This is a genomic window from Rhodococcus sp. ACS1, assembly GCF_002300155.1.
Lineage (GTDB): Bacteria > Actinomycetota > Actinomycetes > Mycobacteriales > Mycobacteriaceae > Rhodococcus_F > Rhodococcus_F koreensis.
On the sequence record NZ_NSDZ01000008.1, the window covers coordinates 26,479 to 51,984 of the forward strand.

General features: G+C 64.3%; 21 protein-coding genes and 2 pseudogenes. 13 read left to right on the forward strand and 10 right to left on the reverse strand.

Annotated elements, in window-relative coordinates; genetic code table 11:
• Window positions 1–549: 549 nt before the first annotated feature.
• Window positions 550–1,590 carry a hypothetical protein gene (locus CJ179_RS34490; RefSeq protein ID WP_143049004.1) on the forward strand — a complete coding sequence of 347 codons (1,041 nt, stop codon included), beginning with the start codon at window positions 550–552 and terminating at the stop codon, window positions 1,588–1,590.
• Between the two features lie 357 nt (window positions 1,591–1,947).
• On the forward strand, window positions 1,948–2,508 hold the full coding sequence (locus CJ179_RS34495; RefSeq protein WP_074873296.1) for a hypothetical protein: 561 nt from the start codon (window positions 1,948–1,950) through the stop codon (window positions 2,506–2,508).
• A gap of 1,190 nt (window positions 2,509–3,698) precedes the next feature.
• On the opposite strand, the gene CJ179_RS34500 is transcribed toward CJ179_RS34495, so the two are convergent.
• The 3 genes from CJ179_RS34500 to CJ179_RS34510 form a co-directional block, all read right to left on the reverse strand.
• Complete coding sequence (locus CJ179_RS34500; RefSeq protein ID WP_179377743.1) at window positions 3,699–4,619, reverse strand: HNH endonuclease; 921 nt, start codon at window positions 4,617–4,619, stop codon at window positions 3,699–3,701.
• Window positions 4,620–4,857: 238 nt separating this feature from the next.
• Window positions 4,858–6,069 (reverse strand): restriction endonuclease, encoded by a 1,212-nt coding sequence (locus tag CJ179_RS34505; RefSeq protein ID WP_095864377.1) that lies wholly within the window; start codon window positions 6,067–6,069, stop codon window positions 4,858–4,860.
• 578 nt (window positions 6,070–6,647) lie between these two features.
• The gene (locus tag CJ179_RS34510) at window positions 6,648–6,851 is read right to left on the reverse strand and encodes a cold-shock protein (protein WP_005242781.1); all 204 of its coding nucleotides are present in this window, start codon (window positions 6,849–6,851) and stop codon (window positions 6,648–6,650) included.
• 355 nt (window positions 6,852–7,206) lie between these two features.
• Here CJ179_RS34510 and CJ179_RS34515 point away from each other — a divergent pair, with 355 nt between their 5' ends.
• From CJ179_RS34515 to CJ179_RS34530, 4 genes are all read left to right on the forward strand, one after another.
• Window positions 7,207–8,265, forward strand: a complete 1,059-nt coding sequence (locus CJ179_RS34515; RefSeq protein ID WP_073366351.1) for a hypothetical protein — start codon at window positions 7,207–7,209, stop codon at window positions 8,263–8,265.
• A 6-nt stretch (window positions 8,266–8,271) separates the two neighbouring features.
• Window positions 8,272–9,258, forward strand: coding sequence for a hypothetical protein (locus tag CJ179_RS34520; protein ID WP_073366352.1), 987 nt, complete (start codon window positions 8,272–8,274; stop codon window positions 9,256–9,258).
• Window positions 9,259–9,343: 85 nt separating this feature from the next.
• Entirely contained in the window at window positions 9,344–10,636 is a 1,293-nt protein-coding gene (locus tag CJ179_RS34525; RefSeq protein ID WP_095864378.1) for an adenylosuccinate synthetase, read from the forward strand.
• A 7-nt stretch (window positions 10,637–10,643) separates the two neighbouring features.
• A complete protein-coding gene (locus tag CJ179_RS34530; protein ID WP_073366354.1) occupies window positions 10,644–11,291 on the forward strand; it encodes an NUDIX hydrolase in 648 nt (215 codons plus the stop codon).
• A gap of 434 nt (window positions 11,292–11,725) precedes the next feature.
• On the opposite strand, the gene CJ179_RS34535 is transcribed toward CJ179_RS34530, so the two are convergent.
• The 4 genes from CJ179_RS34535 to CJ179_RS34550 form a co-directional block, all read right to left on the reverse strand.
• Window positions 11,726–12,154, reverse strand: coding sequence for a nitroreductase family deazaflavin-dependent oxidoreductase (locus tag CJ179_RS34535; protein WP_073366355.1), 429 nt, complete (start codon window positions 12,152–12,154; stop codon window positions 11,726–11,728).
• Between the two features lie 364 nt (window positions 12,155–12,518).
• Entirely contained in the window at window positions 12,519–12,773 is a 255-nt protein-coding gene (locus tag CJ179_RS34540; protein WP_073366356.1) for a hypothetical protein, read from the reverse strand.
• A gap of 102 nt (window positions 12,774–12,875) precedes the next feature.
• On the reverse strand, window positions 12,876–14,264 hold the full coding sequence (locus CJ179_RS34545; RefSeq protein ID WP_218834861.1) for an IS4 family transposase: 1,389 nt from the start codon (window positions 14,262–14,264) through the stop codon (window positions 12,876–12,878).
• A 390-nt stretch (window positions 14,265–14,654) separates the two neighbouring features.
• Window positions 14,655–16,493 (reverse strand): RNB domain-containing ribonuclease, encoded by a 1,839-nt coding sequence (locus CJ179_RS34550; RefSeq protein ID WP_179377801.1) that lies wholly within the window; start codon window positions 16,491–16,493, stop codon window positions 14,655–14,657.
• A 613-nt stretch (window positions 16,494–17,106) separates the two neighbouring features.
• Between CJ179_RS34550 and CJ179_RS34555 the strand changes: the two genes are divergently transcribed.
• Both CJ179_RS34555 and CJ179_RS34560 read left to right on the forward strand, forming a co-directional pair.
• The gene (locus CJ179_RS34555; protein WP_095864380.1) at window positions 17,107–17,295 is read left to right on the forward strand and encodes a hypothetical protein; all 189 of its coding nucleotides are present in this window, start codon (window positions 17,107–17,109) and stop codon (window positions 17,293–17,295) included.
• A gap of 454 nt (window positions 17,296–17,749) precedes the next feature.
• A complete protein-coding gene (locus CJ179_RS34560) occupies window positions 17,750–18,487 on the forward strand; it encodes a DNA ligase (RefSeq protein WP_240320140.1) in 738 nt (245 codons plus the stop codon).
• A gap of 21 nt (window positions 18,488–18,508) precedes the next feature.
• On the opposite strand, the pseudogene CJ179_RS53165 reads toward CJ179_RS34560, so the two are convergent.
• Window positions 18,509–18,601, reverse strand: a pseudogene (locus tag CJ179_RS53165) (HNH endonuclease); the annotation flags it as partial.
• Window positions 18,602–18,727: 126 nt separating this feature from the next.
• Here CJ179_RS53165 and CJ179_RS51615 point away from each other — a divergent pair.
• Complete coding sequence (locus CJ179_RS51615; RefSeq protein WP_162850399.1) at window positions 18,728–18,877, forward strand: hypothetical protein; 150 nt, start codon at window positions 18,728–18,730, stop codon at window positions 18,875–18,877.
• 272 nt (window positions 18,878–19,149) lie between these two features.
• Here CJ179_RS51615 and CJ179_RS34570 read toward each other — a convergent pair whose 3' ends face one another.
• Window positions 19,150–19,335 carry a hypothetical protein gene (locus CJ179_RS34570; RefSeq protein WP_073366963.1) on the reverse strand — a complete coding sequence of 62 codons (186 nt, stop codon included), beginning with the start codon at window positions 19,333–19,335 and terminating at the stop codon, window positions 19,150–19,152.
• A gap of 440 nt (window positions 19,336–19,775) precedes the next feature.
• On the opposite strand from CJ179_RS34570, the gene CJ179_RS34575 reads away from it, so the two are divergent.
• Window positions 19,776–20,420 (forward strand): ScbR family autoregulator-binding transcription factor, encoded by a 645-nt coding sequence (locus CJ179_RS34575; RefSeq protein WP_257015928.1) that lies wholly within the window; start codon window positions 19,776–19,778, stop codon window positions 20,418–20,420.
• Between the two features lie 701 nt (window positions 20,421–21,121).
• The gene (locus tag CJ179_RS34580; RefSeq protein WP_095864381.1) at window positions 21,122–22,057 is read left to right on the forward strand and encodes a ScbA/BarX family gamma-butyrolactone biosynthesis protein; all 936 of its coding nucleotides are present in this window, start codon (window positions 21,122–21,124) and stop codon (window positions 22,055–22,057) included.
• 40 nt (window positions 22,058–22,097) lie between these two features.
• On the opposite strand, the gene CJ179_RS34585 is transcribed toward CJ179_RS34580, so the two are convergent.
• Window positions 22,098–22,745: a ScbR family autoregulator-binding transcription factor gene (locus CJ179_RS34585; protein WP_073366970.1), complete on the reverse strand. Its 648-nt coding sequence runs from the start codon at window positions 22,743–22,745 to the stop codon at window positions 22,098–22,100.
• A gap of 832 nt (window positions 22,746–23,577) precedes the next feature.
• On the opposite strand from CJ179_RS34585, the pseudogene CJ179_RS34590 reads away from it, so the two are divergent.
• A pseudogene (locus CJ179_RS34590) lies at window positions 23,578–24,210 on the forward strand (IS21 family transposase); the annotation flags it as partial.
• A 74-nt stretch (window positions 24,211–24,284) separates the two neighbouring features.
• Window positions 24,285–25,505: a site-specific integrase gene (locus CJ179_RS34595; RefSeq protein WP_011600104.1), complete on the forward strand. Its 1,221-nt coding sequence runs from the start codon at window positions 24,285–24,287 to the stop codon at window positions 25,503–25,505.
• Window position 25,506 lies beyond the last annotated feature (1 nt).

Here is a 25,506-nt window from a genome sequence, read left to right on the forward strand (position 1 = left end):
AATGATGGCGGGACCGGTGACCCACCACGGTAGGAGGGCGACCGGGCAGCGAAGGGATCGGAAGCGAACGGGTCCGAGGGTGAGGTCACCGTGACGTCTCCTGAGAACGCGAAAATGGGCGCGACGGCCCCTGACCAGGCCTGTAAGTCATCCTCGCACAGATACTTCGGCAATCATGTTCGACACTCGCTCCCCCTGAAAGTAGAAAATTGCCGTCAGTATTTCACCAGTCGCGGACTTGCACAGTCAGTCATTCAAACGACAGAGACCGCAACGAACGAGCCGTGAACCAGTGCCGATCAATGGTCAGCATCGAAAACCAAATGACCACAACCTCCGCACCCGCTGCTCATTCGTCGGGAAACCGCTCGACACTGACCACCTCAGCACACGTCGACCGCCGGAACCCGTGGGCCGCCGACTTGTCATCGCTCGACGAAACCACCGTCCCCACGAGCTCCCGCCGCCACCCCTGCATCGACAGGTACAACATGCGTGGGCAGGAAACCCAGCGAAGACCTCAGCTGCCTCCCCTCGTACCATTCGCGCATGGTGGTAACAGATGCGCCCAGTGATGCTCTCGTACCTAGATGGTCGGGCGACGTCGACGTGGCAAGGTGGGCGATTGGCCAGGGGTACGGCGACCGGACGTATCCGTTCAACCGGGACGGCTTGACGCAGTTCAAGACCGAGTTCCCAACCGAGCGGAGCGGTCTCTACCTGTTCGAGTGCACCAACCATGACATCTACATCGGCATCGCGAAGGATGTCGCCCAGCGCCTACCGCACCACCTCAAGAAGCACCCCGACGTGCAGGTCTTCCGCTTCCTTCCGCATCCCGGGGGCGAACCGGAGCGGCGCAAGGTCGAACGGCAACTGGTCCGCGACGCGCAACTCGCTGGGCTGATCGTCCGCAACCGTGAACACGCCAGCGGCCACGTCGGACCGTCGACGCTCGACGCACTCATCACCGAGGACGAACAGCATGCCTGGCTGCTCGATCCGATCGGGCTCAACGCCCTCGACCAGTCCCCACTGATCGAACTGGATCCCAGTCAACTCGCCGCCCATGACGGTGACTTCCGACGCCTCCAAGAACACCCTCGCTATACCGAGATCGTCGAGGCCCTCGGCGTCTATGCCGCTCAGTGCATTCCGCTCCCACGCCGCACCGAAGCGACCTTCTGGACCGTGAGCTGCTTCCCCAGCTCCAACCGAAGACGAATCTTCTGCGTCTCGATGGCAGCCCTGGAGACGTTCTACATCGCGGCCTCCGATGAGACTGACACCATTGGAGCTGCATTCTTCGTCGACAAACGTCATCTTCCGACCGGCAGGTGGGGCCGGGCCCTCCTCGCCGCACGCGGAGTGATGTTCGACGACGACTACACGCACAAATCAGGTGGCGCGTTCGAGCAATGCCTATACATCGACGACATCCGCCATCTTCGCTCGGGCTTGAAGTCGAAGCACGTCCGCGCTGCCGCCGCAGCATTCAATCTCGACCTGATGCGCAAACGCCAATCCGCCTACAAGCCTTCACACTGCAGACAACTCGCCGCGACCGCACTCGAAACCACCGGCCCATAGACGACATCAGCGACCCCCGTTCCGACTCCACCCCGACACCGCGCCCACCAGACCAGCCGACAGAAAGAACCTGGCTTCCCACATGCCCGGCAGCCCGGCTCGGGAATCCCCTGGTAGGAGTCCCACCCTGGAAGCCACAAGCGGCGCCCATCCTCGTCGAACCACTCCTCGCCTCATGCGAAATCTCGAAAGGACATCCGCCGCAGGTAGATCGGCTGAATGACATTCGGCTGAATGACTAGCCCGAAGGACCTTGAGGAATCACACTGGATCACAGCGCGGTGCCGACCCTGCGATGCCTCACTAACTGACAGCACCATCGCGACCGTGTTCACACTTGCGTGAATCCCACCTCAGTTGAAGGACGACACCACGTGTCACGCGCTTATCCCTCACCCACCGAAGACAACTATCAAGCTGAAGGATTTCTCCGACCTCGGACTCGCGGTCGAGGTGGCACGCAGCTACCTCCACGCCGCGATCGCGCAGCCCAAGGACACGATCGTTGACAGTTGGTCGATCAGCTACCTGCCCTCGACCGGGGCAGGCCGGCGTTTGTTCACCATCAATGTCGGCGCCGTCGAGGGCGCGCACATGTCAACAATCACCGAAAACGGTGTCGCGGACGGCTACATCATGACGGTGTACGTCGGCGGTGGCACTCTCGAGACAGCATCGGGACTGTCCCTATCCGAACTGATGCAGAGGTTCGAGGACGACGTGTTCTTCAGCAACGCCACTCACACAAAGTTCAAACGTCGCGCGGTCAGCCTATCCACGGAGGTGTCCGCGTCAAACGTGGCATTCCCGGCTGACCTGCCCTGGCAGCAAGCAGCAGCCGCCCTCGCCGATCAGCTTCTGGACGAAAGCAAATGCCTGTACTCGCGATACCACAATGCGCGGCTGGGTTCGAAATAGTCCGATGCGGCGTAGAAGACCCGATCCCAGCCACGTCAACGCGAACTCATGCAATGGTGGACACATTGCAAGGTGTTCCTGCTCGAACGGTGTTCGAATCGATTCCGTCCACAGCGGAATATAGCCAGCGGAGACAAGATCGCGCTCATGATCACGTATCTCACGAGCCCAGCCGCTCCCCGCTGACGCAGCTAGCACCAATCTTGCATCGGTTCCGACGAGCCCGACGTGCAGTTCTCGACCTTGGACCGCGAGCACCCGCAGATCCAGAATCCCTTGTACCTCAATGTATGATTCGTAGCTTGGAAGCAGAACTTCGACGACGGTGCGACTCGTCGGGAAGATCGCTCCAATCGCCATTTCGGCATGACTGTCCAGAAAGACAACTGGAACACCATCGAGGCCAATCCGAAATCTGACTATTCCCAGAGGGTGCGCATACCGTCCCCCAGGACTGCCAAGTGCCTTCAGAACTTGCGCCTCAAGGAACGCCTGAGCTCCAGCTGCCGGCCGTATCGGACCCGCGCCAACGCCAGAGGACTTTAGATACTGAAAAGACTCGCCTGTGTATGAACAGAACCGGTGAAGTGAACCGGACAAGAACCCGCCAGCAGGCATGTAACCCATCCCGGATACCGCCGCCCTCGACATCCGCAAATGATCGATTCAACAACGGACAACGAGCAGAACGGTAGGTGGAGCGCAGCTTCTTCATCCCATACGCGGTGCAGTAAGGGGCGGACTGCACCGGGAACGGCTTCCTATACAAGCCAACTCATACTGTTGCAGCGGTCCATGACTGGCGCAACTCACCACGCCGCAATTTCCATTCTCGGTCGGAGCGTCATCTGTCTCCATCCGTGCGCCGAGGATCCCCCGCGTCCCTGCGAGCGGGCGCCCCAATTCGTCCCAGACGCCGCCTCGGGACGGCGGAATCATCGACGTCACGATCCCGGCATGAGAAGCGGGGTAGAACGCATCAACCAGCCATCCCTCAGTGGATTCTTCTGCGGCGCGCCATGTGGTCGTTGAACCCAACCCACTCTCGCAGCAGCAGGCGCCTTCCAATCGGCGTGCACTCGGGTGACGTGATCTTTGGCATTCGCGAACCCCATTCAACAACCCCGTCGCAGGACTCCCTGTCAGCTCCCAGTAGAGAATCCGATCAACTCGCGCGACTCGGAAATCGCTCACCACAACTGGGTAGCGGCATCAAAGTGCTCTCGCAATGCCGCCAGATCGGGCCCGGGAACAATCGGTGCGCCACACAGTTCGCGGTACTGCGGGTACCGATCCAACGCGGGATGCGTCACAACAACCAACTTCTCGGGATCGACCGCGATTCGTCCCGCATCGAACAGCTTGTGGATGTCGGATCGCAACAAGATCCCGCCTTTGAGATCGTGTTTCTCGTGTTCGGCAAACCCACGAATGTGGGCTGCCTCGAGACTCTCAGCCGGACACGGTTCTGTCATCGCGCAGACCAATCCATATGTCCGCAGCAATTCTTTGCGGAACTTGCTTTGTCCTAGCCTAGTTCGACCGATCGCCTCACGGTGGCCGCCGGGGATCTGCGGAGGAGGACTCGGATCCGGCGCGGCGCCAACCGCGGGGACCTCCACGGAGATCCGGTTGAGCAATTGCTCGAGGCCATCAATCTCGCACGGCCGTATCGCGTTCTGCGCCACCCCACCTAGCAGCGGCTCCAGCTCTTCATACATGATCGCACCGTCCAGAGCTTGCCAACCCTGTCCGTAGGTCGCGACGTACTCGGTCACGGGCTCGCTGCGTTTGACAGGAGCGGCGAACTCGCCCTTGCAGTGCCGACACACGTACACGCCCCTACCCTTGCGGTGCTCGACACCGGTCCTGTCGCACTGCGGGCATCGAGAACGCATTTTCGTCGCCGGCGCCTGATGAATGTTATCGAGACGCGAAATTCCGAGAACCAGATTCTCGTCGCGGACGACGACAAGATCGCCTGGCGCGACCTGCAGTCTGTAGGCGACCCCGCTGTCGTACACGTAGTGCGATCCAAGGACGTCATGGTAACCATCGTTGCTCTGCCAACTACGCTCGCCCGATACCGACAAGAACACCCACGCCTGCATTGATCCCCCTCTGAAAAGTCGACAACTTGTCCCCTGCGACGCGTAGCTTACGGTCCCGCCCCTGACATTCCGATCAAGTTTCAGCACGTGCCCTACCCGGTTGCTGATCGGGGGAGCCCCCAACAAGACTGACCGACCGGCTACCCTCGCGTAGCCGGTGCGGTCAGTGCGTTTCGTTGACGGACGGCATTGCATCGCTGGCGCCGAACCCAGAGTCGATCGTTCGGCATTCGACTCGCTACACGAGGACCGCGGCCGAACCGCTGGTGAATTGGTTCTCAAGCCATGCACGCACGGCATTCGCATCTCCGTATCCGTGCTCACGCAGGATGTCCACCACGTCCTGACCACAGATCATCGCAATCGGATGCCCGTCCTCCCGTACTTCGTTGTAAACCTGATCGTTGAAGTACGACAGGGTCACGAAGACACCGAAGTTCCGGTGCCGCAGCCGAGAAACCAGGCGGCTGACGTCTCGCACTCCCACCGACGTCGTCGGTGCGTAACACTTCGCCTCCAAAACGAAGTCAACCGCAACGCGGTCCGCGAGTGGACCGAGCAAATACTCCCCGATAGCGTCACGACCACCGTCGCGGCTAGGTCGGGTGACATCACATCGCCCTGTCGCGGGAGCGATGAGTCGCCAGATCGCGACGGCGCACTCTTCGAACGCGTGTGGGCGGCCTTCGAAGAATTGGTGGATGGTCCGCAGCATCGCGATACCGGCAGGGTCGGATGGCAGTTGCTCGGATTTCTTCCGCACGACTGTGGTCGACGGTGCAGCCAGCACTTTGTACGCGCGGCCTTCGACCCAGTCACGCCACGCCTCGGGGCAATCCCCGGACGTCGTGTCCGCACCTTGCACAAGGTCGTTGATCCAGCTGCGTGGAATCGTTGCTGCATCGAGAACAGTGAACCGGGCACGGTAGTTCTGAAACCGGCTTCCGCCCTGGCTTCGCCAGATGGCGGCGAGTTCATCATCGGAGGTCAACGTCGCCGACCCTGGCGCCAGCAACCCTCGGAACCGGACAGCCCGGCCAGGAGCAGCCCGCTCGAACAACAGAAACGGCGGCACCCGCAGCCGATCTGCCGGAGAACCATGAGCAGCCTCGAACGCATCCCGCAGCAGAAGGTTGCCACCACGCTTCGTTGTATGCAGTTCGTGACCGGGGCTGCGATTGTCGCCGTAGTAGGTCAGCATGCCGGTCTGCGGATCGAGCGAGTCCGGCCAATCGGACTCCGCTCCGCTGGTGTACAGCGCCGACAGCTTGACCGTCTGCTTCCATGGCGATCCGGTGTGCCTGAAACCGCCCATGTTGCCGACGGGGAGCAAGCGCTGCAGCGGGTCGTCGTTGATGTTTCCGCTCGTTCCCGCCAGATACACGGCGTCGACGTGCAGGTCGGCGTTTGACAGTGCGTCGAACGGAATGGTGTGGACGGCATCCGGCATGAATCAGGACCCTAAACGACGGTACCGACGCGCTAGGTTGGCGGGCATGTCACAACGGTTCGAGCAATGAACGGCCACTCCCGCCGCCGCTTTTGAGGGGTTTGTTGGGTCCATCCACAAGCGCATGCTAGACGTGTCGAGGACGAACCTCGCTACGCGATCAACTACCCGATCATTGGAGCTACTCGGATCGGCCGGGCCTTCCGCCTGCTCAACCAATGCAGTCAGTCTCTGCATGCGGTTTGACGACAAGTTCATCGAATCCCAACGACTCCGTTTCCCGCGGCCACTTCGCTTGAGCATCGCGCAAACAGCCAAGGTGATGCACCGTGCATCACGACTTCCGCAAATATATGCAGATTCGGGCCGACACCAAACCAGTTGCTCCGCCCACCGCGTACCGATGGCCCAACTCTCCACCGATGTCGGTCGCCCCTGGTGATCCTGACCCATGCCTTCAGTCTGCCCACGCGGGGACGGGTCGCGGGCCCCCTCGCTGAGGCTCTACCCGCGCGGGGACCGATCCGATAAAAAAATGGGGACCGCACTCACCGGATGCGGTCCCCACATTGCACTGGTCAGACAGAGCGCACGTTCGTGGCCTGCGGGCCCTTCTGCCCCTGACCGACCTCGAACTCCACACGCTGATTCTCATCGAGCGACTTGAAACCGCTGCCCGAGATTTCCGAGTAGTGCACGAAAACGTCCGGAGTTCCGTCGTCGGGTGCGATGAAACCGAAGCCCTTCTCACCGTTGAACCACTTCACAATGCCCTGCGCCATGCCGATACTCCCTCAATCTCGATCCGGACCCTCACATCGAGGTTCCGATCTCGATGACGTGATCCTGCCATCCTCGATGTAGTCGCGAAGACCGCGCACCGTATTCGCGTCGACCTACGACCGGTCGTCGATGCACCATCAAGGACCTTTCGTGGCGGACTGATGGTGTCGCTGTCGCACGTGACCGGGTCGTGAACACTAACCGGGAACGTCGCCGGGAGTGGGCGGGGATCGCGGCGACGCACTCGTGGGTTCCGCCGACATAGGTGGCATCGATCGACATTGCTTTGCACCGATCGCAGTGGGGGGATTGCAAATCCTTGTTTTAGTCTTCTAGACTAAAACCATGGAAGCGATGACGGAGGCACTCGACGTCGTCGGTGCGGCAATCGTGCCGAGCGACCTGTTCGGCCCAATCAGCCTCGACCCGACGGCTCAGCGCGCTGCCCGTCGGCGGTTCCGCCGCCTGTCGGTTCTGATTCACCCGGATCGGGTTGATCCCGCGTACGCCGCCCGCGCCGCAGCGGCATTCACACACGTGACCGACCTGTACCGCCGCTGGCAAGCTGCTGCGTCCAGCACGAATTCGGCCATGGCGATCGTGTTGGACGGCAGTTGCGGATCCTATCGACTCAAGGTGCGGCATGCCCGTGGTTCGATCGCCGACCTGCACCATGCCACCGATGTCGGCGGCGCGGGCGTGGTGATCAAGGTTCCCCGCAGTGTCGCCTCGAACACACTGATCGATGCGGAACGGGCCGCGCTCACGGAGATCGCGGCGTCCGCCGGGGGCGGGAATGAGTGGTTGCGCGTGTACTTCCCGCAACTGATCGACCACTTCACCCACGCCGACCCTGTGACCGGCGCCCGGCGGCAGGTGAATGTGCTGGACTCGCTGACCACTGGATTCGTCACCCTCGGCGAGGTGCGGGCCGCGCACCCGGATGGGCTCGATCCGCGGGATTGGGTGTGGATGCACCGGCGCCTGCTCCGGGCTCTTGCCGCCGCCCATCGCGCCGGGTGGGTACACACCGCGGTAACGGCGGACAACGTGCTCATTCACCCTGAACGGCATGGGGTGGTGCTGGCCGGGTGGTCGTTCGCCACCCGCCCAGGCACGGCGCCGCTGGCGACGATCCCTTCTCTGCGGGATCACTATCCACCCGAGAGTTCCACCGGCTCCACCGCTACCCCAGCCTGGGATGTGTTCATGGCCCATCGGTTGATGCTGACCATGCTCTCCGACATCGCCCCCGCCCGCCTGCGCGGGTTCGCCCGGGGATGCATGCAACCACAACCGAGTCTGCGACCTGACGCCGTCGATCTGCTCGACGAGTTCGACGACCTGCTCGACACGCTCTACGGGCGGCGACGCTTCCGCCCGCTCACCATGCCCACCACGAAAGGACAGTGATCCACCATGGGATACGGCAAGTGGGATGACGACACCTACACCGCAGCCAAGACGTTCCGCGCCGCCCGCGGCGTCGACGACTTCGGCTACACCAGCGCCCTCTACGCACGACCGAGAGACCAGTGGAAGGCCGACCCGACCCTGGACCCGCTGGGTGTGACCGTGCGGGAATGCCGGGATTCGGCCGGGCACCCCGAGTCGCTACCGATCGCCGTGCTCTTCGACGTCACCGGTTCGATGGGCACGGTACCGCGAATCATGCAGGACAAGCTCCGCAAACTGCACGGGCTACTGCAGCGCAAGGGGTATGCCGACGACCCGCAGATCCTGTTCGGCGGCATCGGGGACGCCGACTCCGACCGAGTGCCCCTGCAGGTCGGTCAATTCGAGTCCGGTAACGCCATGGACGAGCAACTCCGCACCATCTTCCTCGAAGGCAACGGCGGCGGGCAGAAGTCCGAAAGCTACGAGCTGGCGGCATATTTCATGGCGCGGCACACCGCCACCGACGCGTGGGACAAACGCGGCCACAAGGGCTACCTGTTCATCATCGGCGACGAGCTGAACAAGGCCCGACTGTCGGCCCGGCACGTGCGCGCGGTGATCGGTGACAACCTCGACCGCGATGTCACCGTCGAGTCGGTGTACCGGGAACTCGAACGCCGCTGGAACGTCTACTTCGTACTGCCGAATCAGTCGGCGTACTACCACGATCCCGGAATCGCGGAGCACTGGCAGCACCTGCTCGGGGAACGGTTCCTGAAGCTGGACGACCCGGGTGCGGTGTGCGAGCTGATCGCGCTGACCGTCGGCATCGGCGAGGACCGCATCGACCTCGGAGAGGGTCTGGCGGACCTGCGCGACATCGGCTCTGCCGCCGAAGCGGACACCGTCGGTCACGCCCTCGCCGTCCTCAGTGCGGCGCGGGCCCCTGTCACGGTGAGCCCACTGCCGATCGACCCGGCCGGCAGCGACGACGTGTCCTTCACCTGACACCTCTTCGGGAGGCGGGACTCTTGATCCCCCACACCGGGTGCGAGCCCCGTCTCCCGACTCCCCCTCTACGACAGGAGATCCCATGACCACGGTGTTCGGTGACCGCGACATCATCGTCGTCGACCTGGGCTTCGGCGACGCCGGCAAGGGCGCCACCGTCGACTGGCTCTGCTCACCGAACGCCGACCTCGACGTCGCAGCCGTCGTCCGATTCAACGGCGGCGCACAGGCCGCACACAACGTCGTAGTCGACGGTCGCCACCACACCTTTTCCCAGTTCGGGTCCGGGACCTTCTCCGCCGTTCCCACCGTGCTGTCGCGGCATGTCCTCGTCGAACCCATCGCCCTCGCCGCCGAGGCCCGCGCCCTCGCCGGGCTGGGCGTGCCGAATCCGCTCCAGTTACTGCACATCGACGCCCACGCGCTACTGACCACACCGATCCACGTGGCCGCCAACCGCGCCCGCGAGGATGCCCGCGGCGACGACAGGCACGGATCCTGCGGCAAAGGTATCGGCGAGACCGCCGCCTACGCACTCGACCACCCCGACGCACCCACCATCGGGGACTGCCACCGCCCAGCGGTTCTGCGCGCCAAACTCGCCGCGATGGAAGAACATTACCGGGACCTGCTCTCCCCCAGCATCCACCGGTCGCCCGACCTCGACGACATGGTCACGATGTACTCCGAATTCGCGGCCGCTGTCCGGATCACCGACGATGGCGACCTGGCCGCCCTCGCGAACAGTGGCCGCGTGGTTTTCGAGGGAGCCCAGGGAGTGCTACTCGACGAGTGGCGCGGATTCCACCCGCACACCACCTGGTCCACCGTGGAACCGACCAACGCCCACGCACTCTCCGCCGAACACGGCCACGACAGCCACGTCCTCGGCGTCACCCGCACCTACACCACCCGACACGGCGCAGGACCGATGCCCACCGAGAACCCGACACTCGGCGCGGTCCTTCCCGAACAGCACAACGACACCGGCAGCTACCAGGGCACCTTCCGGATCGGAGACCTCGACGAAGTACTGCTCCGGTACGCGACAGACGTCTGCGGCGGCGTGGACAGTCTCGCCGTCACCCACCTCGACGCGGTGACCCGCGCCGCAGCCGCCGGAATCCCCCTCCGGAGCGCACGCCGGTACCCCGGCGTCGGCCACCTGCTGCCTCTCGGGCCGTGGCAGGACCTCACGCATCAACAACACCTCACCGACATTCTGTCCGCACTCACGCCCGACACAGCCTGGTTGCCGACACATCGGGCAGACGTCGCGGCGCACCTCGGATCGCTGGTCAGTGCACCGGTGGTGCTCACCTCCGACGGCCCCAGCCGGGCCGCCCGCCGCGTCCGCGAGCCCGCTGCCGCATGATCACCATATGGAACAGTCATCCGTCTCCGTCGACGTGATCGCACTCCGGTTCGGCAACCCGGAACCCGGCGCGCTGCGCTACGGCGTCGCGCCCCGCCGCTGGGAGCCGTACACCGGGCAGACCGCCTTGCCCGGTGTCCTGCTCGGCGCCGGTGAACGCCTCGACACGGCAGCCCGCCGCGCCGTCACCACCAAGCTCGGTCTCCCGGACGACGCGATCCTGGCGGCGGGACAACTCGCGGTGTTCGACGAACCCAGTCGCGACCCACGCGGGCCGACCCTGTCCATCGCCATGTGGGCCGTCATCACCCCCGACAACATCACCACCGACCCCTCCGCCGCGACACTGTGGCGCGGCTTCGACGAAGGCGGCGACCTCGCCTTCGACCACGACCGCATCGTCGCCGAAGCACGCCGCATACTCGACACCAGCCTCCTCTGGCGGAACACAACATTCACCCGGGCCCTCCTCGGCCCAGAATTCCCCGCCACCCACGCCGTCGCCGTCACCACTGCACTCGCCGGCAGCCGCCCCGATCAAGGCAATCTCAATCGCACGCTCAAGGCAATACCGGGACTCGAACGCACCGACGAGCGCGTCCGCGTGCAGGCCACCGGCCGCCCCGCAGTCGTATGGCGTTGGACCACAACATAAGCGACACCCACCCACCCACGCGGACACCGTGGCACGAGCGCACCCTTATTGCTCCCCGCCCTGCTGACCTCGATTGCCGACGCGCGGTTGCACGCAGCGGAGAGCTCGGGTCACAGCTGTGCGAGATCACGCACGGATTCAGCAGGATCCACGGGATCGAGGAACGCAACGTTCACGTCACGACGATCGCACAGGTGTCCGCGTATCCCGCTGATGTCCGGTGAAGTGATCAACCATTCCCGGTCCCGACACGAGCACACCTCTTTCGTGCTCAGCAGGCACAAGCGCGGCCGCGCGCCCGACCACGACGCCGCAGAAGTGTCAGCGACGCCACCGTGACTCGCTAGTTGGCTTCTCTGCGGCCAACCATCGGGAACGATGCACCCGACCGATCAAACCGCCCGGGTGCTCCGCCCGGCCGGACCCTGTCGATCTCACCTGCGGCGCAGCACCAGCACAGGGATCGTCCGGATGCCGGCAGTCTTCTCCGCGTACTCAACGAAACCGGGATACCGACGGCCCTGCTCGGCGTAGATGCGATCCCGTTCGTGACCGGTCACCTCGTCCACTGTCACCGGGTAGTGCTCGGTGCCACGTTCGATCTCTGCCTCGCCGGCGGTGACGAGGTTGTAGTACCAGTCGGGATTGGTCGGGGCGCCGGCTTTGGAGGCGAAGATGTACATCGTGTCCGGATCTTGCTCATCGGGCAGATACATCATCGGGTTCACTCGATCGCGCCCAGTCTTACGGCCTCGGTGGTGAACCAGCACCATCGGTGCGCCCTCGAATGGGCCGCCAACGCGGCCCTGGTTTGCCCGGAATTCAGCGATGATGTTCGCGTTCCAATCGTCGGCGCTGCTCATCCTGTGCATTCTGCTCGTCGGACGCAGGATCGGTCAGCATTTCCGGTCGACGGGGTTGCCTCCGTGTCGCACTCGTTCCCGTCGGGCCGCGCTCAGCACATCCCGGCGCCCCACAGCTGTCCATATTCTCGTGGTCGTGAACCATCCACTGTGGCACCACGAGCCATAGCGGTGCAGCTGCAAGCCTCAGTCGACCAACGGATCTCCCACTCGTATTCGTGAGTGGGCCGGTGAAAGCAGATCTCGAGGTTGGCTGATAGGGGTGAGTGAAGACGTCGGAACGATGCCCGATCGCACGTTCACAATGACCTTGGGGAATCGCCGGCGCGAAGGTTCCCGGCCACCAGGTCACCGGTGCCGCCCCCTACCCGGATTCACCTGTGCCGATATCGACCGTGAGGTCCTCGGTGTCGGCGAAGACCAGACGCCCGTCGTCAAGGGCGACCGCCCACCGATGCACGGGTGCCCAATCGTGGCCGCGTTCAGCAGTGTCGGTCAGTTCGGCGTAGTCCTCGACGATCACGCCGGTCGCCGCCTCAGCCTGCCTACGCACCGACACCCGGGTGCCCACGCTCAACGCATCAGCTGACGCCGACTTCTTCTCGCTCTCGTCCCGCATGGACTGCACCCTTTCTCGGCACCCCCCGGAGCATAAGCATGACGCTTCCGCGCCCACCAGACGAATTCACGCCGCCGGACGGTTAGTGCCAATGCCGCGCAGTTAGGGCGGCGGGTCTGTTGTCCAGTGTGCTGGTATGAGGATGCTGATGCTGATCTCGGCGTGGTAGTTGGTGCGGTCGATGTCGCCCTTGGCTCGGTGTTTGGAGATTGCGCGCTTCACTACGCGAGGGCTGACTCGTGTTCTGCGCGTGGGCATTAGATCGGTGAGTACGGCGCGGCCGATTGCGCCGACCAGGTCGATGACGGTACCGGCGATGACGCCGGCGGCGTGGATGAGCTGGTCGCGTGCGGCGTGGAGAGCGACGGTGAAGCTGGCCCGGTCGGGGCTGGCGGTCGGGTTGGTGGCGGTGGCGTCGGCGATGGCCAGACGGAGGGCTTGGTAGGTGGTCAGCAGGGCGTAGACCTCCTGCTCGATGCCGGCCGGGGTGCGTGCGCGCAGCACCCGTCCGCCGAGGATGCTGGACTTCAGCTCCAGGTAGGAGGTTTCGATCTCCCAGCGTTGGTGGTAGAGCTCGACGATCGCCGATGCCGGAAACGCCTGGTGGTCGGTCAATGTGGTGATGAGTCGGTAGCGGCCGACTCGGCGTTTGCGCTGGTGATCGCCGGTGCCCGTGATGGCGATCTCGGCGTCGATGACTCGAAGTGTCACTCCGGCGATCACCGTCAGGTAGGACCGGTCCGGGCAGCGCCCGATCCGTGGGAGTTTGCGGCTGTCCTTGCAGCGGATGAGCAGGTCAGCACCTGTGTCGGCGATGCCGGCGATGATGTTCTGTGCGGCGAAGTTGCGGTCGGCCAGTAGCAGCATGCCCGGCCGTAGGCAACCGAACAGGCGCGGTGCGTAGGTGGTTTCGCCGATGAGGGTCGAGCCGAACACGGCGTCGATGACGGTGCGGGTGCCGCACGCGACGATGGTCAACATCCGCATCAGCGGGTATCCGGAACCGCCGTGGGTGCCGCTTTGGCGACTGAAGCAACGCAGGTTCGCCGCGCTGTCGGGCACCGACATCGTGGTGCCGTCGACCGCGCAGACCAGCAGCCCACGCCAACGCGTCGCCCCCGCCGCCGGCCCGGCGAGCAGCTCGAACAGCGCCCGCAACGGTTTGGCCCCGACCCTGCGGCGAGCCTGGGCGAGCGCGGAACTGCCCGGCCGGGCCGGCGTCAGCGCGTCCACTCCGGCGGTCAGCCGTGCCCACACCTGCTGGTAGCCGCCCTCGGCGAACAGTCCAGCCGCGAGCAGCAGGTACACCACCACCCGCGAGGGCAGATCGCGCACCCGTTTCTGCACACTCGACGTCGACGCGAGCGCGTCGTCGACCATCTCGAACGGCACGATCTGGGTCAACTCGCCGAGGTGACCGGGCGCGAACCGGCCTACGGCAACCTCGACGGGGCGGCGGATGACAGACTGTGTGGACAGCGGAACTCCCAAGGTAAAGGGTTGTCTTGCGAGGACAAGCCCTCGATACCGGGAGTTCCGCTGTCCCACACGCACCGACACGCCCTTTACTCACGTGTGTCCCATTTGACCCAACAGTCACACGCCTAACTGCGCGGCATTGCGGTTAGTGCCCTGGCCATGTGGGATCACAGGCACTCCCGGCCGCGCATGTCGTAGCTGGCATGCGGGGCGGGTAGCTCGCGGATCGATGCACAGCGGGCTCGACGGCCCCGGTGGCAGCCAGGGCAACGGCCAGTGCCTTCGCTGGTCGGAGGGGCGTTCCGCTCGCTGGTAAGGCATCAGATGGCCGCGGGCGGCACCTCGCGCGTCTAAATGAAAGTGAAAAGTCCGGGTGGGCGGATCAGAGTTGGTTTACCGGTGTCATCGAGCGGGAGACGTCTCGTCGATAAGCGAATCGACCAGGTCCGCGGCCGCGGCGGTTTTCGCAAGGTTCTTCGTTGTCCCGCACCCGGTTGCCAAGTGGTCCAGGTAGCGGACTTCGCACGTGAACACCGGTGCGTGGGCGGCGCCCTCCATCCTCACCTCCCACTGCGGGGAGGGATGTCCGTGGTGTTCGGCGTGGCTGATCACCCACGCGATCGGGTTCTTGTGCGCGCGCTCCCGCCTTCTCGACTCCCGTCCCGACTCCACATCCGGGGGACCGCTGCGCGCGGATGCCGGCCGCGCCCGTACCCCCGCGTGCGTGGTGCTCGGGGGCACCGGTTGCGGCTCGTCCCGCAGCGGGGAGCCGGTCTCCGGGTGGCTCTCCCCTGCCGCGACGGCGTTGGTGAGGCCCCACGCAGCGTCCTGCTCGGCTCGCTTCTTACTGCCCGCGGTGGACCAGGGCCCGCAGACCTGTCCGACCCGGAACCGGGCCGCGAACACCGGTGTGTGCGAGGGCCCGCGGTGATCGCCGTCGATCTCGGGTCTGGGCAGGTCGGGATGAGCTTGAAGCCACATCGACACCACACTCGGCCCGAACTCCGGATGCGACTGCGACGCCCAGTCGAACACCTCGTCGCGGATCGGCGCCCAACTCTCCCCGGCTTGAAGCAACGTGACGATCGTGGTCACCGTCACCTCGTCGGCCTGCACTCGGCGGTGCAGCTCGGCGACCACCTCACCGATCGGGTCACGTGCCGCCGCGGCCGCCAGCACCTTCGCCCACCGCTTCGAGTCGAGACCCTCGAGTTCGCCGGCGGCGACGACCTGCGCGGTCACCCTCCGGTCGCGGGCCTTGAAGTGCGCTGCCTTCTCGTCCCGGTCCGCGGCGATACGCCGGTTGATATCAGCGGCGAGGTTGCCGAGTTGCTCTGTGGTGTACGGGGCAGGCATCGAATCGAGGTGGGCGAAGATCACCCGCTGGGTGATCAGGTCCGACACCCTGCGCAGCGGCGACGTCGCGTGCGTGTACGCCGCCAACCGAAGCCCGTGATGGCCGTGCACCGTCGGGGCGTACGTGGCAGCACGATACGACGATTGCAGACGCGAACGCAGCTTCTCGAACAGCACCGGATCCGTCATCGCCACCGCAACCTCCGCCGCGAGGTCCTCCGTGCTGCCCGCGGTCACCGCGCTGCGGTGATTGCGGAACAGAACCGGAAGATCCTCCTGCACGCACCACATGGCGATCGCCTCGTTCGCTGCGATCATCAATTCCTGCACAATCACGTATCCCACCGTGCGCTCGTCCAGCGGGATCGGCACGATCCCGCCTTCCTCGGTGGAACCCCACCCGTGCGCGAGATCGTAGAGCGCGAACGCGCCGGACCTGCGACGTCCCCGAAGCAGCACCTGCGCGGCGTCATTCGCGGCTCGCACACCCTCGTGCAGCGGGTCGTCAACCGACCCGAGAATCCGTGTGATCTGCGCATGATCGACCGCGACGCACCTCCCGGCCGGCACCCGCCCGCGATCGACACTCACCCCGGACACCACCCCGTCCGCGGACACATCGGCACGTACCCGCAGCGTGGACCTCTCCGCAGTCTCGCTCAGCGTCGCCGCCTGCTCGGTGTCGCGGCCGAGCATCGGCACCGTCCGACGGGGCAGATACCTCGATTCACGCCGCAGGAACGCCGTCGCATCGGCGTCAGAACCTAGGGCCACCACGTTCGCGACCCCGGCGATGTGAACCTCCAGCCTCCACCCCGAACCATCGGCGAGCTCGGTCACCGCGAACGCATCATCACGATCGAGGGCCTCGGACCGATCGACCATCAACAACGGCACACCGCTATCGGACACGGCGCCTCCTCAACAAGAAATCGGCAGCGACACTGCACCTGAAACCATCAGTACCAGCGACGGACATCAGTGTCGATCACCTCTTTTCGTCGGCGCCCGCGATCCCGGCGGACTTGCCGACGGACCGCCAACGCCCTGTCGAGGCAAATTCGTCCCGGCCACTCCGGTTGCTGCACATCCCCGGTGCCGGTGCAGGTCTTGCCCCTTCATACCCGGTGCTGCCGGATCTGACGAACACCGAACCGCGAGCCGCTTCCCACCAAAAGCGTCCTCCAGGGTGCACGCTCACGTCCGACCAACACGAACAAGTCGACCACCTCGCTCCACAGAGTAGATCTGGTCTAACACCCGGCCCGACGACCCGACGCGAGGCGCGCCGTGTATTCAGTGAGTGTTCACGCCCGTCCTACCTGCCCAGTCGTCCTGAGCGTCGGGAACGCCACGCCGACACCGATCCCTCCGCCCAGTAGGTTCATGGCCGCAAGGATGGAAAATGTTGTCGCTGAATCGAAGTCGGTCATGATAGTTTGTGGACAGATCCGACAAAGGTGCCCGAACCCAGAGCGGCAGTGGCATATTTCTGAGTATGCCCAGGTACCTGGTAACGCTCAGCGATGGAACATCGAGCGAGAAGTCCTTCGAATCGGACTTCCACGCGATCAACGAGACGCACCGCCCCCATCCACCCCGGCGCGGCATCGCCCAGATCGACCGCTACGGCAACGACGGAACCCTGGCCCCCGTGTGGCCATCCCCCACCACCGAGCCCAGCTGAACACGCATCACTCCTCCAGTTCGACGGCAGGTGGGCATCGAAGGACCAACCGCCCCTCCCGTGCCAACATTCCGTCGATTTCTCGACAACGGAGCCGGCGCCCCCGGCGACGCCCGCGCCGTGACGGCGCCGCCCGCTACCCCTCCTCACACGCATCCCGCCCCAGCACACTGCCGACGGCAGATCACAGGGGCAGAATCAGAAAGGTGCCCGCCCATCAGCCCGCACCACCTCTCCGCCCGGTAAAACCCATGTTGGCGACGCTGGGTCCACCACCGAGTGGGGACGACTGGGCAGTGGAGATGAAATTCGACGGTGTACGCACCATCACCGCATCCGCGGTGCACCTGTTCAGCCGCAACAACGCCGATATCACCGCCGCGTACCCCGAGATCACCACCGGACGGGACTCTCCAGGATCGACCCAGGCGGCGGCCTGATAGTCGACGGAGAGATCGTCGCGCCCGCCGCCGACGGCGGTCGACCACGCTTCGACCTGATCCAAAGTCGGACCCTCATCCAGCGCCCGCCGGCCTCGCCGCAGCGCGCCGCACCGGTCGCCTTCTACATCTTCGATCTGCTGACGCACCGCGGGGCGCCGATCCTGCAGCGGCCATATCTCGAGCGCCGACAACTCCTGGCCGACCTGGACCTCGCCCCTGGCGGTGAATCGCTGCAGGTGCCCCCACACTGGGTCGACGTCGACGGCGACACAAAGCTCGAGGAGGCCGACGAGCTCGGCCTCGAAGGAATTGTCACCAATAAGATGACCGCCCCCTACCAGCCGGGGCGCCGCTCACCAGATTGGGTCAAGACCCCGCTCCGCAACAGTGCCGAGGTGATCGTCGGCGGCTGGGAAGCGACCAGCCACGGTGGACTGCGGTCGCTGATCGTCGGCGCCCACGCGCACCAGATCGGCCTGGTGTACGTCGGGCACGTCGACTCGGGCTTCACCGAAGCCCACCGGCGGCGAACGCTGACGATGCTCCGCCCGCTCGAACGCCCCACCAGCCCCTTCGACACACATGTTCCCGATGAACTTGCAGCTCACGCCCGCTGGGTCGAGCCGGTTCTGGTCGGCACCGTCGAGTACCGCGAGTTCACCCCGGACCGGCGGCTCCGCCATCCCTCGTGGAAGGGATTCCGCGCCGGGATAGCCCCCAGATGGGTGACCATTGAGGAGCTACCGTAGTCCCGACCGCGATGATCTGTCTCAGCAGGAGTGCAGAACTCCGCTCATCGCATCCTTCTCCGCCTGGGTCACCCACAGGTTGTAGAGCGCTTTGACGTCGATCTGCCGGGAGACTTAGACAACCAGGCGGAGTGGCACATGACCGAACTTGTGGTGTAGAACATAGTCGGTCGCGATGTGAACCAGATCACATACGTGACCGTGAGGCACACATACCGGCAACCGACGAAAGCAGGACGCATGGCGACAACCTCGATGACCCCGACGACTCGCACCGCACCGCAGGCTCCTCGGCGCGGCGGCTCAATGAGCACCGCGGAGATCAAGTCGAGGATCGAGGCAATGTTCGCCGATGACCGGCGGCCCACCCGCCGCACGGTCACGAACTGACGAATTTCGCTGCCGTCAACAACGGGGAATTGATGATCAACGTGGTGCTATCGGTGACGCTTCGGACCACGGCGATTGGCGGCACCGTCGCCCTGAAGGCTGCCCTGAGGCCAGCACCGTTGCGGTAATCCCAGAATTTCCGGCATCGCAACCAGGCCGCTGCCAGCAGCTACCTCGACCTCCGACCCATCAACCACATGCGGGGCGACCGCGCTCGACCGAGAGCAAACGCAATTGCGGAATGCCGGGTCACTGAACACCGTGGCGCTCAGTCATTTCGAACCCAGTTCGACGACGGTGATCAGTTCGAGAGGACCGACGAACACTGATCGAACGGTCAGCCCGACCCCGCCGCTGATCCCGACCAATTCCCGCGTCGCTTCCAAAACACGCGATTCGCGAAACGGCGTCGGCGCGATCTCGATCGCAGGCCTCGCCGTAAGAGCCTTGGCGTTCATAACTCTAACCTTCCAACGCGAAACGTAAAGGCCGTGACAGTCGCACCCCAGAATGGGGCAATCACGCACGCGTCCGAAACCTCCGATGATCGGATCTGCCCACGCATCCCGACCCAGTCATTCTGCGCGGTGATACGTTGACAATCAACGGGTTTCGACTGACGTCGCAACCATGCGTCCCACCAGCAGGCGCTTATCGCCGCACCGTCCTTGCGCATGAGCCGACTGCGATGGCGCCTGTGGGACAGCCCCGCCCTTTAGGTGCACGTAGGCCCCCGGAGCGACCGATGTCATCGCGCCGCTCGATCACGGAGCACGGCCCTGCGAGGACCTTTCCTTCTCGCCTCATGCACGACAGAACAGGACACTCGTCCAAGTTCTCAGATCTAATACCAACCTGTAGGTTTTGATTTGAACCGACGTCGAGGAAGGAGCATCTCTTGCAGAAACGCGCGATCGCCACGCGGCACGCCGTGTTGGCCGCCGCAGCTGAGGTGTTCAACCGCGTCGGATACGTAAACGCGGGCCTCCAAGAGATCATCAACGAATCGAGGGTGACAAAGGGCTCGCTGTACTTCCACTTCAGCTCGAAAGAGCAGCTGGCACGGGCGGTCATCGACGAAGGCTGCGCACGCCTCCAAGCGGCATGTTCCCTACAATTCGACTCTCGCACACCAGCACTAGAGGCGTTAATTGGGATCTCATACGCGATGATCGACCCGTCCAACAACGACGTCCTGATGTTGGCCGCGTTTCGCCTGCTCAACGAGATTGGAGACTTCCGGGGCACCGGCCACGTGGTCTTCGATCAATGGACCTCGACGTACCGGACACTGTCCGCGAGGGCAGTCGAAGAAGGCGACTTCCGCGCTGACATAGACCCCGACGAGGCTGGCCGACTGCTGCTCGAGATGGCCTTCGGTACGCGCTTACTGTCGGTCGCGACCGACACTCTGACGGAACTGCCTGAGCGCATGACAACCGCATGGAAAGTTCTTCTTCCTGGATTAGTAGACGGCGCGAAGGTCGATTACTTCTCCCAGTTCGCCGCTCGACGACTGTCCGCGTTCCTCGTATCCGCCTAGCGTGTCGCGTGTCCCGGATTGGCCAATTCGATGCGAACCCGGATGGACTCCATCGAGTCCGTTGAGCGACTAAGAATCGCCGCCGTTTGCAACCGCTTGCCGAGATACGACGACACCGTCACCCTGACCGGACAGGGCTGCATTGCGCAACGTTCCCGGGAAGGACTCGAAGCCGCTGATCGGTACCGGCGGCTTCCCCCATGTTTGCAGTCGATCGGATAGACAAATGCCCGACGCGCCGCATCCGGTCACAGACGCTGTTGCTGTGTGCGTGTTCGTCGTGGGCAATCGAGAGGCCGACTCATCTCGATCATCGCCTATGCATGCCGACGCCGCATTCGTCCAATCCGCACGCATCCGGGCAGACGAGAAGACAGAAAGTGCAACAACGCGACTTCACAGTCACACCGTCGGCCAGGCACCATTCCGCGTTGGCAAAAGGGCCGCAGCACTGTCTCTGCCGACCAGCACTCGAGTACGATGTGCGATCTGTTCTCGCTGAACGCCGCAATGCTACGCGCTGGTCACGCGTACAAGCGGCGCCTTTCACCGCACGTTAGTCCGCGGTAAGCCTCCCCCTCCGAGGCGGGCCTTCCGTCAGATTGGTTCGACAATGGCACCCGACTGAACACTTGTCCGAGTCCAGTTCTATAGTTCGGCATCCCGGCGCATAGGACCGGTCGGTTTTCTACGGAGGGTTCGTGACGCGAGCATGCCAACCGCTACGCGAGGTGATTCCCGCTCTATCTTTCGAGCGGACGATAGCCCGCCGATACGTCCATCGGCAGGCCGTCGCCGAGGTCTTCCTCACCGATTGCGTCGAACTATCACAGCCGGACCAGTTCGCCATCGCGGCGCAGTGGCCACGACTGCACGGCTTCTACCGCGCAAGGGGCGGCATATATGACCCGATGTTGCTCACCGAAACACTGCGTCAAGCAGCGATCTACCTTGCCCACGTGCGATACAAGGTGCCCCTGAGCGGACGATTCGTGATGCAGGACATTCACGTTCGTACACAACTGGATGCTTTGGAGGTCGGGCCGTCACCAGCAGACGTGACGGCGGTCGCCACCCTCTCCGATCTGGCGTACCGCGGTCAGGTGTTGTCGAGCTTCCGCATTGAACTGCAGCTTTGGCTGGCGGGTCGAGAGATCGGATCGGCGTCCGGTGTCACATCGGCACTTCCGCCGTCCGCCTACACGAGGGCACGATGGGGCTCCGCAGGCCCGCGCACCCCCGGCCCGGCGAGGTGCGGCACGGCCATTACACCTGCATTGGTTAGCCACGTCGAGGACCAGCACGTGGTACTCGGCCGGCAGACTGCGCGCGACGAGTGGGAGGTACGCGTCGACGTGACACATCCGGTGTTGTTCGACCATCCGCTCGACCACCTCCCCGGGATGCTGCTCCTGGAGGTACTACGCCAGGGCACGTTCGCCACGTTCGCCACGTTCGAAGTGCGGGACGCACACCTGGAGTCGATCGATGCAGTGTTCCACCGATTCGCCGAGCTCGACCGACGCACCACCGTCCGGATCCAGATCCTCAACGAAGATGCGTTGTCGGCCCGCGCAGTAGTCAGGCAAGAGGGTGTCGACGTCACCACGGGAACCGTACGATTGGCTCGTCGCTGAGCGCCCAGTCCAGCAATCGCGCCGCCGCTCGGTGTTGGAGCTAGATATTTTGGGCACCGATACTGCGGGCCTTGCGGATTCGGCCGATCTCCGAATGCCGGGCTGGGGGCATGACCCCGGGTAGCAGATACCCCCACATGTCGTCGACTCGCTGCTCGAGGTCTGTGCGCTGCGCGAGCACTTGCGAGACGGTCTGGACACCGGTGAAGGCGCCGATCACGAACCGGGCGAACCGTGGTGGATCGATGTCCGGCGCGAGGTCGCCTTGATCCACGGCGCGCCGTGCCAGGTGCTCGCAGGTGTTGATCCAGTCCAGGTAAGGGTCGGCGGGACCGTGGTCGTCGGCACTGAGTTCAAGGGTGATCCGGATGCCGGCGCGCACGATCGGGTCGTGCACGATCTGCCGGGCCATCTCGTGGCAGAGCATCACAATCTGCTCGATCGCCGAAGCTTCTTCACGTCCGATCGCCTCCACCGAAGCGATCGAGGTCGCGTGCTGCTCGGCGACAATGCACCGCGCCAGTTCTTCCTTGGACTTGAAATGAAAGTACAGCGCACCCTTGGTGAGGCCGGTGTTCTCGATGATGGTTCCCAGACTGGCTCCGACGAAGCCTTGCTTCTCGAACATCTCGGCCGCTCCGCGGACGATTTGCGCTCTTGTCGCCACAGCTCGCGCTTGTTGTGCCAATGCCACACCTTTCCTGCCCCTGTGAGCGAGAAGATCCGACAAACGAAATTACACACCCCGTTTGGCGGCACGAACGCTACCAGCGCTCGGCGAGGTAGTTGACGGTCGTATGACCTTACGCCCCTGGGGATCTCCCCGCCAGTTCTCGTCGCTGCATTCATGTTGTCTCGGTCGGTGGCACGGCGTGGAGTAAATCCGCAGAAGAAAACCATTCGTTTGGTTTTGGTGTTACAGTCCTCTTGTCGCGGTGGTCACGCGACAAGAGGAAACCGGGGAGACCGGCGGCTGGGTGCAGTAGTCAATCTCATGAGGGGTGGGTGGACTTCTGCTCCCGGCCGCGGTCGTATCACCTCAGACCGCCGGAGCTGACTCTCTCCCCACACAAATCGTCCCCTCAGACGCCGACGGCCAACTCCGAGAACGGGGTTGGCCACTCGGCGTTCCAGCACCTAGTTGGCGGCAGGTGTGCTGCCCATTTCCGATTGATGTCGACTTCACACAGCACCAGCTCGATAGCACTCTCCCGGTGATCGAGCTGCGCCGCCGAGACCGTCCACCAATTGATCCGACCCTTCCGGCGCGTTTCCGTTGCTGGCCGGGTGTGGCGTTCTCGATGAAAAGTCGAACGGATTGTGGATCTTGTGTGGTGCCCGACCTCTCGACCTCGTTGTCCGTGGCCATGGAAAAGTCCCCACTGGTGGCCAGGTTGAGGTCCCCGGTGGTGGCCAGGTAAAAGTCCCCACCCCTTGCTCGTCGTGTCGATCAGGAACTTTCGGCCTGGGCGGTGACGGTGAAGGTGCCAACCAGTCACCACACCGCCCAGGGAGTTCCATTGAAGTCTGCGAGGGACCGTATGGACATCATTTCCGCGTATCGAGAGGTCGGAACGTATCGAGGTGCCGCCGACCTGTGCGGGACCACCCACAAGACCGTCAAACGGGTCGTCGAGAAGTTCGAGGCCGGCGACACTACACCCGAACCGGTCGAACGCACCCACAACTACGACGCGGTCTCGGACCTGGTCTCTGAACGGGTTGCGAGGTCGCAGGGCAGGATCTCCGCGAAACGGTTGCTCCCGATCGCGAGGGCTGCCGGTTACGAAGGGTCGGACCGCAACTTCCGGCGCCTGGTCGCCGACGCGAAAGCCGAGTGGCGCAGGGACAATCACCGCGGCCGACGCCCGGCGGTGTGGTCGCCGGGCGAGTACCTGGTCATCGACTGGGCGGACGTCGGGCACGGCCTGCATCTGTTCTGCGCGGTCCTCGCGTTCTCCCGCTGGCGGTTCGTCGCCTTCGCCGCCGACGAACGTGCCACCACCACGCTGGCGTTGATCGCCGAAGCGTTGGCCGCGATCGGCGGGGTCCCGATCAAGGTACTCGCCGACCGGATGGCCTGCCTCAAGGGCGGCGTCGTCGCGAACGTTGTCGTTCCGACCCCGGACTACGTCCGCTTCGCCACCCACTACCCGTTGACTGAACAACGACACGCGTTTGCCCAGGTTGACGGGCTGGGACGGGATCGCTCGGTAATGTCCGGATTGTGAACGAAGACGAGGAGCGGCCACGGGATCTGGCGGCGCTGGCGGTGCCGTTGGTCGGTTCGCTGGAGGAGACCGGTGACCCGTGGTTGCCGTTCCGACTGATCGATCCGTCCGGGGCGGCGGTGGAGGCGGTGTCGGCCTACTTCCGTGATCTGCAGGCGGCCGACCGATCCGAGGCAACGATCCGCTCCTATGGCATGGATCTGCTGCGGTGGTTCCGGTTCCTGTGGGCGATCGAGGTTTCGTGGAACCGGGCGACGCGGGCCCAGGCCCGCGATTTCTGCCGCTGGATGCTTGTGGCGGGCAAGCCGTCTCGCCCGCATTGGCGCAGACCGCAGGAGGTGCCTGACCCGTCGTCGAGTCGGGATGCTTACGCGCCGTCGGTGCGTGCGCACTCGGAGACGGTGCTGCGCGGATTCTACGAGTTTCACCTGGATGCGGGCAGCGGACCGCTGGTGAATCCGTTCCCGCTGGACCGGTCGCGGCGGGGCCGACGAGCGCACGCCCATCACAATCCGATGGAGCCGCACCGCAACGAGCGGACGGGTAGGTATCGACCGGTGGTGCCCGACCGGATTCCCCGCAGCGTCTCGGACGCGGAGTTCAACGAGATCTTCGCCCGGCTTCCCTCGAACAGGGATCGGGCATTGGTCGCCTTCTACGTTTCCACCGGTGCGCGGGCCTCGGAGCTGTTGTCGGTCACGCAAGGCGGTGTCGACCCCGGCCGGCAGCTGATCACGGTGATCCGCAAGGGCAGCCGGGAGGCGCAGGAGCTGCCGGCGTCCACCGATGCGTTCGTGTGGCTGCGGCTCTACCAGGTGGAGATGGCCGGCCTGACACTCAAGGGGCGGCGGCAGCCGCTGTGGTGGACGTCTCGAACCCCGGTGCGTCCGTTGACTTATCATGCGGTGCACCGCATGTTCGAGCGGGCGGTCGACGCAGCGGGAAGCACGGTCACCTTGCACGCGCTGCGTCACACCGCCGCCTATCGGATGGCCGAGGACCCCGAACTGCCGCTGACCGATGTGCAGTTCGTCCTCGGGCACGCGCTGCTGACGACGACCCAGCGCTATCTGACGCCCCGCAAGCAAGACGTGATCCGGCGGATTCTGGCTCACCACGCGCAGCAGAACCGGAAGGCGGCCGAGCGGGCGGCCCCGCCACCCGCTCCTGGCTATCGGCCGGAGACACTGCAAGTGTTGTTCGGCGGCGCCGGATGAC